We start from the raw sequence: 13,911 nt of genomic DNA, 5'->3' as shown, positions 1-13,911 counted from the left end.
AAACTGTCGCATAAAACGCGTTTGGCGTTGTATGGTTAAGCCTCACGGGTAATTAGTACAAGTTAGCTTAATGGCTCACACCACTTCCACATCTTGCCTATCAACGTTGTAGTCTTCAACGGCCCTTCAGAGACTTTAAAAGTCTAGTGAGAACTCATCTCGAGGCCTGCTTCGCGCTTAGATGCTTTCAGCGCTTATCAGTTCCGAACGTAGCTACCGGGCAATGCCATTGGCATGACAACCCGAACACCAGCGGTTCGTTCACTCCGGTCCTCTCGTACTAGGAGCAACCCCTCTCAATTCTCAAACGCCCACGGCAGATAGGGACCGAACTGTCTCACGACGTTCTAAACCCAGCTCGCGTACCACTTTAAATGGCGAACAGCCATACCCTTGGGACCGACTTCAGCCCCAGGATGTGATGAGCCGACATCGAGGTGCCAAACACCGCCGTCGATATGAACTCTTGGGCGGTATCAGCCTGTTATCCCCGGAGTACCTTTTATCCGTTGAGCGATGGCCCTTCCATTCAGAACCACCGGATCACTATGACCTACTTTCGTACCTGCTCGACGTGTCTGTCTCGCAGTTAAGCTGGCTTCTACCATTACACTAACCGTACGATGTCCGACCGTACTTAGCCAACCTTCGTGCTCCTCCGTTACTCTTTAGGAGGAGACCGCCCCAGTCAAACTACCCACCAGGCACTGTCCGTAACCCCGATTCAGGGGCCAACGTTAGAACATCAAAACTACAAGGGTGGTATTTCAAGGTTGACTCCACAACAACTAGCGTCGCTGCTTCAAAGTCTCCCACCTATCCTACACATGTAGGTTCAATGTTCAGTGCCAAGCTGTAGTAAAGGTTCACGGGGTCTTTCCGTCTAGCCGCGGGTACACAGCATCTTCACTGCGATTTCAATTTCACTGAGTCTCGGGTGGAGACAGCGTGGCCATGGTTACACCATTCGTGCAGGTCGGAACTTACCCGACAAGGAATTTCGCTACCTTAGGACCGTTATAGTTACGGCCGCCGTTTACCGGGGCTTCGATCAAGAGCTTCTCCCTAAGGATAACCCCATCAATTAACCTTCCGGCACCGGGCAGGTGTCACACCGTATACGTCATCTTGCGATTTTGCACAGTGCTGTGTTTTTAATAAACAGTCCCAGCCACCTGGTCACTGCGGCTCCCGTCCGCTTAGAGAGCAAGTCTCATCACAGATAGGAGCGTACCTTCTCCCGAAGTTACGGTACGATTTTGCCTAGTTCCTTCACCCGAGTTCTCTCAAGCGCCTTAGTATTCTCTACCTGACCACCTGTGTCGGTTTGGGGTACGATTCCATATAATCTGAAGCTTAGAGGCTTTTCCTGGAAGTATGGCATCAACAACTTCATCACCGTAGTGACTCGTCTCGTGTCTCAGTCTTAATAGCAACCCGGATTTACCTAAGTCGCCAACCTACTCACTTTCACATGGACTACCAACGCCATGCTTGTTTAGCCTGCTCCGTCCCCCCATCGCAATTATATCGAGTACAGAAATATTAATCTGTTTCCCATCGACTACGCCTTTCGGCCTCGCCTTAGGGGTCGACTTACCCTACCCTGATTAACATGGGATAGGAACCCTTGGTCTTCCGGCGTGGGAGTTTTTCACTCCCATTATCGTTACTCATGTCAGCATTCGCACTTCTGATACGTCCAGCATACCTCCCGGTACACCTTCAACCGCTTACAGAACGCTCCCCTACCACTCAGAATAAATTCTGAATCCGCAGCTTCGGTGCATAGTTTAGCCCCGTTACATCTTCCGCGCAGACCGACTCGACCAGTGAGCTATTACGCTTTCTTTAAAGGATGGCTGCTTCTAAGCCAACCTCCTGGCTGTCTGGGCCTTTCCACATCGTTTCCCACTTAACTATGACTTTGGGACCTTAGCTGGCGGTCTGGGTTGTTTCCCTCTTCACGACGGACGTTAGCACCCGCCGTGTGTCTCCCGGATATTACTTTACGGTATTCGGAGTTTGCAAAGGGTTGGTAAGTCGGGATGACCCCCTAGCCTTAACAGTGCTCTACCCCCGTAAGTATTCGTCCGAGGCTCTACCTAAATAGATTTCGGGGAGAACCAGCTATCTCCCGGTTTGATTAGCCTTTCACTCCTAGCCACAGGTCATCCCCTAACTTTTCAACGTTAGTGGGTTCGGTCCTCCAGTTGATGTTACTCAACCTTCAACCTGCCCATGGCTAGATCACCGGGTTTCGGGTCTATACCTTGCAACTAGTCGCCCAGTTAAGACTCGGTTTCCCTACGGCTACCCTATTCGGTTAACCTCGCTACAAAATATAAGTCGCTGACCCATTATACAAAAGGTACGCAGTCACCCAACAAGTGGGCTCCTACTGCTTGTACGTACACGGTTTCAGGTTCTATTTCACTCCCCTCACAGGGGTTCTTTTCGCCTTTCCCTCACGGTACTGGTTCACTATCGGTCAGTTGGGAGTATTTAGCCTTAGATGATGGTCCACCTATATTCAGTCAAAGTTTCACGTGCTCCGACCTACTCGATTTCACTTAAAATGTCTTTTCATGTACGGGACTATCACCCTGTATCGTGGCACTTTCCAGAGCCTTCCATTAACACATAATAAGCTTAAGGGCTGTTCCGATTTCGCTCGCCGCTACTTTCGGAATCTCGGTTGATTTCTTTTCCTACGGGTACTTAGATGTTTCAGTTCTCCGCGTTCGCCTCGTTAACCTATGTATTCAGTTAACGATACCTGCAAGCAGGTGGGTTTCCCCATTCGGAAATCCTAGTCTCAAGCGCTTTTTACTAGCTTGACTAGGCTTATCGCAAGTTAATACGTCCTTCATCGCCTCCAACTGCCAAGGCATCCACCGTGTACGCTTAGTCACTTAACCATACAACCCAAACGGGTCTTTGTTTTGTGACAGTTTAACTTCGCCAGAAGTTAATATTGAATACTAAAGTAGATACCAATCAATCAACTCATAAGAGTTAACTAAATGGCACTGAATGGTACTGCTACCATTCTTTTTTTACTTTTGAAAACTCTTGATAAATACAATGTATCTATCAGAATTTTATTATCAGCTTTTCCAAATTTTTAAAGAGCATATTAATTAGTTATCCCAAAGGGACAAGCACTAATTAACAATCATCTGTGTGGACACTACGAACAAATAAGTTCTAAATCGTATAAGGAGGTGATCCAGCCCCAGGTTCCCCTAGGGCTACCTTGTTACGACTTCACCCCAGTCATGAATCACTCCGTGGTAAACGTCCTCCCGAGGGTTAGACTATCTACTTCTGGAGCAACCCACTCCCATGGTGTGACGGGCGGTGTGTACAAGGCCCGGGAACGTATTCACCGCGTCATTCTGATACGCGATTACTAGCGATTCCGACTTCATGGAGTCGAGTTGCAGACTCCAATCCGGACTACGACGCACTTTAAGTGATTCGCTTACTCTCGCGAGTTCGCAGCACTCTGTATGCGCCATTGTAGCACGTGTGTAGCCCTACACGTAAGGGCCATGATGACTTGACGTCGTCCCCACCTTCCTCCGGTTTATCACCGGCAGTCTCCTTAGAGTTCTCAGCATTACCTGCTAGCAACTAAGGATAGGGGTTGCGCTCGTTGCGGGACTTAACCCAACATCTCACAACACGAGCTGACGACAGCCATGCAGCACCTGTATCAGAGTTCCCGAAGGCACCAAACCATCTCTGGTAAGTTCTCTGTATGTCAAGTGTAGGTAAGGTTCTTCGCGTTGCATCGAATTAAACCACATGCTCCACCGCTTGTGCGGGCCCCCGTCAATTCATTTGAGTTTTAACCTTGCGGCCGTACTCCCCAGGCGGTCTACTTAATGCGTTAGCTTTGAAAAACAGAACCGAGGCTCCGAGCTTCTAGTAGACATCGTTTACGGCGTGGACTACCGGGGTATCTAATCCCGTTTGCTCCCCACGCTTTCGTACATGAGCGTCAGTGTTGACCCAGGTGGCTGCCTTCGCCATCGGTATTCCTTCAGATCTCTACGCATTTCACCGCTACACCTGAAATTCTACCACCCTCTATCACACTCTAGTTTGCCAGTTCGAAATGCAGTTCCCAGGTTGAGCCCGGGGCTTTCACATCTCGCTTAACAAACCGCCTGCGTACGCTTTACGCCCAGTAATTCCGATTAACGCTCGCACCCTCCGTATTACCGCGGCTGCTGGCACGGAGTTAGCCGGTGCTTCTTCTGTCAGTAACGTCACAGCTAGCAGGTATTAACTACTAACCTTTCCTCCTGACTGAAAGTGCTTTACAACCCGAAGGCCTTCTTCACACACGCGGCATGGCTGCATCAGGCTTGCGCCCATTGTGCAATATTCCCCACTGCTGCCTCCCGTAGGAGTCTGGGCCGTGTCTCAGTCCCAGTGTGGCTGATCATCCTCTCAAACCAGCTAGGGATCGTCGCCTTGGTGAGCCATTACCTCACCAACTAGCTAATCCCACTTGGGCCAATCTAAAGGCGAGAGCCGAAGCCCCCTTTGGTCCGTAGACATTATGCGGTATTAGCAGTCGTTTCCAACTGTTGTCCCCCACCTCAAGGCATGTTCCCAAGCATTACTCACCCGTCCGCCGCTCGTCAGCAAAGTAGCAAGCTACTCTCTGTTACCGCTCGACTTGCATGTGTTAGGCCTGCCGCCAGCGTTCAATCTGAGCCATGATCAAACTCTTCAATTAAAAAGTTTTATGTCTTTCGACAGCTCAATGAATTCTGAATTTTTTAATATCTTTCGATATTGAATTGACTGTGCCGAAGCAACTTATAAATAAGTTACTTCTGTTGGTCACTCAGTTTTCAATTGAGACTCTAATTTGTTTGCCTCGCTACCTAAGTAGCTTGGCTGTTAGAACTCAATCTGTACGAGTGCCCACACAGATGATTGCTTTATATTGTTAAAGAACGTTTTGAGTCGCTTTAGCGTCTCAAGGGATGCGAATAATACACCCTTTATTTTTCGAGTCAACACTTTGTTTTAAACTTTCTTTTTATAAGATTTAAAACCGAAGTTTTATTTAACTCTCTGAGTAGTTCGTGCCTCGCTATGCTTCGGCGTTTCCCGTCTCAGTGGGGTCGCATTATAGGGAGCGGCGGATTTTACGCAAGCGTTATTTGCATAAAATAGTAATTAAAATTAAGCCCCAAGCAAGCACACACGATAAGCACAAGTTACTCACAAAACCCTGTTGATAACTCTTGGTTTACATAGCTAAACCATACTAAAGCTATTAATTAAAACCTTAAAAATGCAAAAAGCACCTTATGTAGGTGCTTCTCAAAAGTAATAGTTATTAGAATCTAGGGTCTGTTTATCTTTCAAGGTTAAATTTGCAGCAGCCTGTTTGGTATTCAGGCAAGGCAGAGCCTATGTAGTGTGGTTACTCCCCATAAATAGGCGATAACGTAGCATTAATGCCAAACAGGCGCTGCCCAAAGGGTTCTTCCTAGGGGCTATTTACTCTTTGTTACTCGGTTTTTACTTAGCCCACTAGGTTACAAATCTCGCGCCGCGATTAACCCCCCCCTAGTTTGAACAAATTTTAATCCGTAAAGAGCAACAGACCCTAGTATAAAATACTATATAACTTGCGACGATACTTAGCTGCAAGTGCGTCGCCATCAGGTAAAGAGGCAATAATGGCTAAAAAGCTTGGTTTTGCTTCGTTGAAGTTCAGATCTTTTTGTAGAACTGTAAACAGTACATCCAATGCTTCTTCTTTTCTGCCTGCTTCATTAAGTAAAATACTGAGCTCTTCTTTTAATTCTAAGTCATTTGGATACTTTTCTACTTGTTGTTGCTTTTCTTTAATCTCTGGTGAATCTTTTGCTTCAAGCGCGGCTTCGCATTTTGCTTTTATATTATTAAAGTAAGCATCTTGCTCTTGTGCATCTATTGTATTTATAAGCGCTTGCGCTTCATCTACCTTGTGAATTTGAATACATATGTCTGCTAGCACTAACTTGATACGTGCATTACCGCTGTCTATTTCATAAGCTTGCTTTGCATAATTAAATGCAGCATTTAAATCTGACTTTAATAACGCTTGCTTTGCTTGTTCTAACAGTAAGTCTTGTTGCGCAGGTAAATGCTTTGCTAGGGCTTCGCGTATTTGCGCTTCGCTTTGAACACCTGCAAGTAAATCTACTGGTGCGGAGTCTTTTAATAATACAAGCGTAGGCAGTGTTTGCAGACCAACTTGTTGCGCAAGTTGAGAAGCGAGTGCTTGTTCTGTATCGCAATCTAGGTTTGCTACTACTATATAGCTTGCATATTCTGCTGCTACTTTATCTAAAATTGCAGCCTGTCCGATGCAGTCAGGACTTTGAGGAGAGAAAAAGTTAAGCAACACCAATTTTTGTTGTGATGTTTCACCGAGTACTTGTTGAAGGTTTTGCGCATTAATACTAACTATGTTGCTCATTGAATTGATTGCCATATTCGTCTATTTAGGTTTTTATATGGTGGTGAACATAATAATTACAAGTCATATACCTAAATCACTCGGTATACATATTCAACAATAAGGGAAAATATGAAATTAACTTACCTAAGTGCAATACTTTTATTAGCAAGCCCATTAGTACAAGCAAATGGACTCGATTTGAATTTAAGCAAAGCCATGCCAGCTATTGAAAAGTTTTACCTCGACTTACACCAATCCCCAGAGCTCTCTTATCACGAACAAAAAACAGGTAAAAAGATAGCAGATAGATTAACTCAGCTGGGTTTTAAAGTAACAAGTAATGTAGGTGGCTTTGGTGTAGTTGGTATTTATAAAAATGGTGAGGGGCCGACAATAATGATCCGCACTGATACTGATGGCTTACCTATTATTGAGCAAACAGGAAAATCCTATGCCTCAAAAGTCAAAGTAATAGATGAGCACGGTGCAAAAGTAGGTGTAATGCACGGCTGTGGCCACGATATCCACATGAGCTCTTTTATTGGAACTGCAGAGCAGTTAATTGCTCATAAAAAACAGTGGCAAGGTACATTAATGATGGTTGCACAGCCTGCAGAAGAAGTAGGTGGGGGTGCTAAAGCGATGTTAAGCGAAGGACTATTTAGTAAATATGCAAAACCTGATCATATAATTGCTTTACATGTAAGCGCTAGCGTCCCCGCTGGTAAGGTATCAATGAAAAATGAATACACGATGGCAAGTGTAGATTCTGTCGATATTACAATTAAAGGTAAAGGTGGTCATGGTGCTTATCCGCATACAACTATAGACCCAGTGGTTATAGCTGCACGCACTGTACTTGCTTTGCAAACAATCACAAGCCGAGAGCTTTCACCGCTTGAGCCTTCTGTTATTACAGTGGGGTCTATTCATGGTGGTTCAAAACATAATGTGATTTCGGATGAAGTAAAACTACAACTTACTCTTAGAAGCTATAACCCCGATGTAAGAAGCGCTCAAATAGCAGCAATAAAACGAATCACCGCAGGTATTGCACAAAGTGCTGGCTTAAATGAATCTAACTACCCTGTAATATATGTACATGAAGATGAATCTATTCCATCTACTTATAATAACCCTGCACAAACAGACATTGTTAGAAACTCTATTGCCAGCGCAATTGGCGATACTAATGTACTTGAAACACAAGCTGTAATGGCGGGTGAAGATTTTGGCCTATACGGACGCACCGATGAAAATATCCCTATTACCCTCTTTTGGCTAGGAGGCGTAAACCAAGCACAATATGCAGATTCAATAAAAACAGGTGAGGTACTCCCTTCTCTACACTCTAGTAAATTTGCACCTGATTATAAAGTTGCTATCCCTACTGGAATAAAAGCAATGAGTAACGCTGCTGTTGCCTTATTTAATAAGTAATCTGAGTTTAGGTTAAGTAATACCAATTCAACATTAAGCAATATGGTTTAATAAAATGGCTCTGTTGCTAACTAGCAACAGAGCTTTTTTTATAACTCGACTTTTTAAAGGCCGCTTTTCCACCTCGTTTAGCAAAACGTTTTTTAGGTGAGGTTTTTGGTAACTTCGCAAATGCATTGCTATCGCAGTTTGCTGCTAATTGAACAAACCCATTTAGGTCAGCAAGTAAAGGCTGTAAAAATTGCTGATAACTCATTGCCTGCTGTGCAATATCACCTAAGCTCGACTCCCACTTTGCGGTTAAATCAGGACTCGCTAAACCTTGTGGTAATACGCTAATAAGAGCAAGTCCCGTTTCGGTCGCTCTAATTGACTTACCTTCACGTTTTAAAAAACGCCGCTTAAATAGCAACTCGATTATTCCCGCACGTGTTGCCTCCGTACCTAAACCATCAGTGTCTTTTAATACTTTTTTAATTTGTGGATCTTTAACATAACGGCTAATGCCCGTCATCGCAGCCAATAATGTGGCATCGGTAAAATAAGCTGGGGGTGATGTATGCTTTTCGACTACTTCCCCTTTATCGCAAAAAAGAGGCATACCTTTTGTTAAAGGAGGTAGCGAGGTTTCATCTTTTAATTCAGATTTACCCATTAACACCTTAAAACCCAAGCTTACATCTTGCTTTGCATTTGCCTTAAAAAGCCCACCAGCAATAATTACCTCAGCTTTAGTTTCGTTATATATATAGTCGGGATAAAACTGAATTAAGTAATGACGGCTTATTAATTGATATACCTTTGCTTCGTCACCGCTCAAACTCGCTGACTTTAACTGCTTAGCCGTAGGCACAATGGCATGATGGGCTGCTACTTTTGAATCGTTAAAACATTTACTACGCTTTTTTACATCAGCCCCGTTTACTAATTCACTGCTTTGCCCACCATTCTCACTTATAGCTTTAAAAATAGCAGATGCATCTTGATGGTGATCTTTAGGTAAATAACGATTATCTGAGCGTGGGTAAGTAATTAGTTTATGACGTTCGTAAAGTATTTGGCAAATATCCAATACTTTTTGAGCTGGCATACCAAATGCTTTAGCAGCATCTATTTGCAGAGCAGATAAATTATAAGGTAATGGAGCACTTTGCTTTTTTTGTTTTTGGTCGAGTGAAGTAAGCTCAGCACTTTGCTTTGTAATACGTGAAGCAACATTTTCTGCAAGAGCTTTGTTAAGTATTCGACCTTCTTCATCTTGATGTGGCTCACATGCTTTGCTTGGAACCCACTTAGCTATGAATGGTTGATTATCTGGAGTAAGCAAATGCGCCAATACATCGTAAAAAGGCTTAGATACAAAATTCGCTATTTCGTTATCTCTATTAACAACAAGACCTAAAATAGGGGTTTGTACTCGCCCTACCGAAAGCACATTACCAAACCCTGCTTTTTGCCCAGCTAGTGTGTATGCACGTGTTAAATTCATACCAAATAGCCAATCAGCACGAGAGCGCGCTAAAGCAGATACACTTAACGGAATAAAATCTCGATTAGAACGCATTGCGCCCAATGATTTCTTTACCGCCGATAAGTTTAAATCACTAATGAGTAAACGTTGCGTACTTTGCTTTTTAGCCTGACTTATTTTAGCTTCTTCTATTACTTGGTCGACCAGAAGCTGGCCTTCACGGTCTGGATCGCCAGCGTGAATAAGTTGCGAGGCTTGTTTAATTAATTTTTTTAAAACAGTGAGCTGTTTGCGAGTTTTGGTTTTGGCTTTTAATTTCCACTGCTCAGGTATTATAGGCAAGTGATCAAACTGCCACTTTTTAAAGCGCTCATCGTAATCATCGGGCTCTGCTTGTTCTAGTAAATGCCCTATACACCACGAGACACAATCTCCGTTAGCGACTTCTATATAGCCATCGTGTTTTTTATGTGGTTTTGGTAACGCATCAGCAATAGCGCGTCCTAGTGAAGGTTTTTCTGCAATGTAGAGTTTCATAGCTTGCTCACCACTGTTCATATAAACAGTAGTTTAGCACAGCTATTTTAAAGGAGGGGCTTTTTTATGATTATTACCAGTTACTGTCTTATTATTTTTAATTACAATATAAATTAGCGGAAGATAACACACCACTACGGTGAGCGTATTAATTAAAGGTAAAAGCGTTTTATACATTAACGTGCTATAAGATAAATCCCAAAGGTGGCGATCAACAACGCGAAAAAGTTGTAAAATTGGTGCCATTATAACAACCAACTGACCTAACACACATTGCCATAAATAAACTTTATCTTTTATCCCAAGATAGGCAATTAAAGCCATCCAAGCTATGTCATTAAACGCCCAGACAAGATATCTATATATATAAATATCTTTATCAAACTCTTTTAAAGAATCGTATATAAGTGCACCAAATAAGAAAAATACACCTGTGACACATACAAATCGTAATGCTAAAAAATCTTTACGCAAATAGAAAACAACAATAGCTGGGATTAAAAATAAAACCCAGCTAAGTTCAAGAAATGTAATTACCTTATCAACCCATAAAGGCATTGTTATTCTTTCGTCTTATCGTCATCTCCGCCAGTACCATTTCCAGGCATATCGCTATACTTATATTTTTTATTCACGGGCATTCCATTACATATGTTAAGGAAATGTACTGTAAGCTAAAATGATGAAATTGCCAAGATGCTTAGGCAATTAAGTACCCTAAATTAAAACAAAAAGTAGTGAGATATAATACCAAGCAATAGCTTAACGTACATCAATAGGCGCTGACTCTTTTGCTTTACCTTGTAATATAGATATTTCTACTCGGCGATTCCTGCGGCGATCTTCATTTGAATCGTTTGGAACAAGTGGACGGGTATCAGCCCGCCCCACTACCATCATGCGGTTTTTATCAAACCCTTGCACCGTTTGCAGCTCGCTTGCGACTGCTACGGCACGCTTTGATGATAAGTCCCAGTTGTTAATATATAACTCATTCGATACCTGAAAATCATCTGTATGGCCAGATACAGTTATTTCGCCAGGTACATCTTTTAACAGTACACCAATATCTTGAATTATGGGTTTAAACTTAGGTTGTAAAAATGCACTACCCGAAGGAAATGAACCATTCTCTCTAATACGAATAATTATTTGCTGCCCTAAAGATTCAAGCTCAATTGCACCATCTATTATTTGCTTTTCAAGCTGCTGCGCGATTTTTTTAACGAGCTCGTTAGTTTGTTCCTGATCGGCCGCTGAAGTTGCTTGCTCTGACGATTGCTCTTGAGAAGTACTACGAGATTCGCCACCACGTTTGTCCCCGCGTTGTTCTTGTCTGCCGCCAGCTGAGCTTTCATCTCCAGCCTGAAACTCTAACATTTGTTGAGTCATTTCTACTGTTTGTTGTTGAATAGTTTCTATTGGAGTGGGTTCTGGTTTGCCTGGGGTAAACTCCATAGCAATAACAGAGGTACCTTTAGGGATATCTTTTACTTCAATTTTATTCTGCACACCAAAAGCAAACTTCATAGAGCCCGCAATTTGTTTAAACTTAAGTACATCCATTTCTGAAAACGCAAGCAAGAGTACAAAAAAGCACATTAACAGTGACATTAAATCGGCAAATGTTCCCATCCATGCTGGTAGGCCTGGTGGTGGACATTTGCACTCTTGATCAGACATAATTACTCCTCGGTATCTACTTTGCGTTTAGATTCAGCTAAGTAATTTTTCAAAATACCTTCGATTACTTTTGGATTTTGGCCATCTTGTATACCTAAAATAGCATCTAAAATTAAACGCTGATTCATAGCCTCTTCGTCTTTACGCAGTTCAAGTTTTACCTGAATAGGAATTGCCACAACATTGGCTAAAAACGCACCATATAAAGTTGTTAAAAGCGCTACCGCCATTGCCGGGCCAATTGCTTTTGGGTCATCCATGTTAGATAACATTGCAACTAAGCCAATTAGAGTACCAATCATTCCCATTGCTGGTGCAATATCGGCTAATGACTTAAATAAGCCTGCGCCCATTTCATGTCGAGTAGTGGTTAAAGAGATATCTTTTTGAAGTGTGGCGCGAACAACATCTGCGTCATGGCCATCAACAAGCATGTCGACGCCTTTGCGCATAAATGGATTTGGGATTTCAGCTTCTTCGAGTGCTAAAAACCCCCCTTTACGAGCTGAATCAGCAAGTTCTACTGCTTTTTCAATAAGTTCTTCTGGCGTTTCTATTTTAAACATAAACGCTTTAGCAACAACTTTACCTATACCCAAAAACTGCGACATGGTGAAATTTGATAAAACAATGAAAAGTGAACCACCAAATACAATTACACTAGAAGGAGCATCGGCAAACATAGCCATTTCACCGCTACTACTCATAAACATAGACATGACAATTAAGCCAATTGCGCCTAGGATCCCGATTATGGTTGCTAAATCCACATTTCCTCCAGAAGTTTCATGCTTAATGGCCTTATCATAAACTTTTATTATTAACTGCTTATCGGCAACATATTGAATTGCTTAAGCCATTTTTATAAATAAACATAAAAAGCAGCCTTTAGCACTATTTTAGATCAAGTTATAAGGGCTACCTAATTATCAATTGATTTATTAAACTAACAGACCGCTATTAAGGCTTTATTAATACACTTGAAATATAATTTAACGTTATAAAGGTAAAAAACCAATATCATCCTTTGACCTAGTTTAGCATTCCCCCTAAAATTGACCCCTAAATTTATTATGTAAGCTGAAATAAAGATGGCGACTAAAAAACCTGAAAACTTAAGTTTCGAACAAGCACTAGAAGAATTATCTACAATCGTTAGTGACATGGAACAAGGTGACTTATCGCTTGAGCAATCGTTAAAGCAATTTGAGCGCGGAATTGCATTAGCAAGTGCTTCATCAGGTAAATTACAGCAAGCAGAACAAAAAGTATCAATTTTGATGGGGAATGGCGAAAAGTCAGTTCTTACGAATTTTGATAATGATATGGAATAGCTGTGAGCATAAATAATTATATCGAACGTGCTCAAAAAGATGTAGTAGCGACCTTACAGCAGCATTTTAAACAGCCTCTCGATACTGAAGAAACGGTAAAGAACGCCACCCAGTATGGATTATTTAATGGCGGTAAAAGATTACGTCCATTTTTAGTTTATGCCACAGGTAAAATGCTCGGTGCAAACCAGCAAGACTTACATGTACTTGCTGCTGCAATTGAGTGTATCCATAGCTATTCGCTAGTTCATGATGATTTGCCTGCTATGGACGATGACGACTTACGCCGTGGCCGCCCTACTTGCCATATAGAATTTGGCGAGGCAAATGCAATTTTAGCCGGTGATGCCCTACAAACACTCGCCTTTGAGCTTATTGCGAATCACAAATTTACATGCTCGTCGCAAACACAAGTAAAAATGATTGCTACGCTTGCCCACGCATCAGGCCTTGAGGGCATGGTAGGCGGACAAGGTCTTGACATAGCAGCAACAGATAAAGTAATTACCGTACAAGAGCTTGAGCGAATACATAAGCTAAAAACAGGAGCTTTAATTAATTGTGCAATTACACTTGGTGCACTGTGCAGTGAAAAGGCAGATCAACAAACCTTAGAAAATTTAAGCATTTTTGGGTATGCTATAGGGCTGGCGTTTCAAGTACACGACGACATTTTAGATGTTGAAGGCGATACGGTTACTTTAGGTAAACCACAAGGCTCCGATATTGCCGCGAATAAAGCGACATATCCGGCGTTATTAGGTATGCTAGGCGCTAAAGAAAAGGCGCAAAATTTAATACAACAAGCCCATGAAGCGTTGGCAAATATAGATGCTGACACAACACTTCTTGCGTCGCTAGCAAATTACCTAATTGAGCGTGACCACTAATTTTTGCTCATACGTATTGCAATTAGCACTGACATTATTACTCAACATTAATTATTCGTAAAAGCTTTGAATAAA

Annotated in this window: 8 protein-coding genes and 2 rRNA genes; 3 read left to right on the top strand and 7 right to left on the bottom strand. The window is 42.4% G+C overall.

The genetic code is table 11. From position 1 onward, the window contains the following. Nucleotides 1–31: 31 nt before the first annotated feature. The 3 genes from QT16_RS20005 to QT16_RS19995 all read right to left on the bottom strand — a co-directional run bounded on the left by QT16_RS20005 (nucleotide 32) and on the right by QT16_RS19995 (nucleotide 6,499). Nucleotides 32–2,921, bottom strand: a 23S ribosomal RNA gene (locus QT16_RS20005). 299 nt (nucleotides 2,922–3,220) lie between these two features. Then, nucleotides 3,221–4,756: ribosomal RNA gene (locus QT16_RS20000) — 16S ribosomal RNA — on the bottom strand. Together the 16S and 23S rRNA genes form the textbook arrangement of a ribosomal RNA operon. Nucleotides 4,757–5,641: 885 nt before the next feature. After that, complete coding sequence (locus tag QT16_RS19995) at nucleotides 5,642–6,499, bottom strand: tetratricopeptide repeat protein (protein ID WP_002961723.1); 858 nt, start codon at nucleotides 6,497–6,499, stop codon at nucleotides 5,642–5,644. A gap of 111 nt (nucleotides 6,500–6,610) precedes the next feature. Between QT16_RS19995 and QT16_RS19990 the strand changes: the two genes are divergently transcribed. Then, a complete protein-coding gene (locus QT16_RS19990; protein ID WP_039490437.1) occupies nucleotides 6,611–7,921 on the top strand; it encodes a M20 metallopeptidase family protein in 1,311 nt (436 codons plus the stop codon). Between the two features lie 67 nt (nucleotides 7,922–7,988). On the opposite strand, the gene QT16_RS19985 is transcribed toward QT16_RS19990, so the two are convergent. From QT16_RS19985 to pomA, 4 genes are all read right to left on the bottom strand, one after another. Continuing rightward, nucleotides 7,989–9,929 carry a DNA topoisomerase III gene (locus QT16_RS19985; protein ID WP_039490448.1) on the bottom strand — a complete coding sequence of 647 codons (1,941 nt, stop codon included), beginning with the start codon at nucleotides 9,927–9,929 and terminating at the stop codon, nucleotides 7,989–7,991. Nucleotides 9,930–9,971: 42 nt separating this feature from the next. Beyond that, on the bottom strand, nucleotides 9,972–10,487 hold the full coding sequence (locus tag QT16_RS19980; protein ID WP_024603830.1) for a hypothetical protein: 516 nt from the start codon (nucleotides 10,485–10,487) through the stop codon (nucleotides 9,972–9,974). A 204-nt stretch (nucleotides 10,488–10,691) separates the two neighbouring features. After that, a complete protein-coding gene (locus QT16_RS19975; RefSeq protein WP_024597196.1) occupies nucleotides 10,692–11,612 on the bottom strand; it encodes a flagellar motor protein MotB in 921 nt (306 codons plus the stop codon). A gap of 2 nt (nucleotides 11,613–11,614) precedes the next feature. Continuing rightward, nucleotides 11,615–12,382 carry a flagellar motor protein PomA gene (pomA, locus tag QT16_RS19970; protein ID WP_024597197.1) on the bottom strand — a complete coding sequence of 256 codons (768 nt, stop codon included), beginning with the start codon at nucleotides 12,380–12,382 and terminating at the stop codon, nucleotides 11,615–11,617. Between the two features lie 321 nt (nucleotides 12,383–12,703). Here pomA and QT16_RS19965 point away from each other — a divergent pair, with 321 nt between their 5' ends. Both QT16_RS19965 and ispA read left to right on the top strand, forming a co-directional pair. Next, a complete protein-coding gene (locus tag QT16_RS19965; RefSeq protein ID WP_002961738.1) occupies nucleotides 12,704–12,946 on the top strand; it encodes an exodeoxyribonuclease VII small subunit in 243 nt (80 codons plus the stop codon). A gap of 2 nt (nucleotides 12,947–12,948) precedes the next feature. Next, a complete protein-coding gene (gene ispA, locus QT16_RS19960) occupies nucleotides 12,949–13,836 on the top strand; it encodes a (2E,6E)-farnesyl diphosphate synthase (RefSeq protein WP_039490432.1) in 888 nt (295 codons plus the stop codon). The last annotated feature ends 75 nt before the right edge of the window (nucleotides 13,837–13,911 follow it).

Origin of the sequence: Pseudoalteromonas distincta (assembly GCF_000814675.1) — a bacterium.
Classification (GTDB): domain Bacteria; phylum Pseudomonadota; class Gammaproteobacteria; order Enterobacterales; family Alteromonadaceae; genus Pseudoalteromonas; species Pseudoalteromonas distincta.
This window is presented reverse-complemented; position numbering and strand designations above follow the sequence as displayed.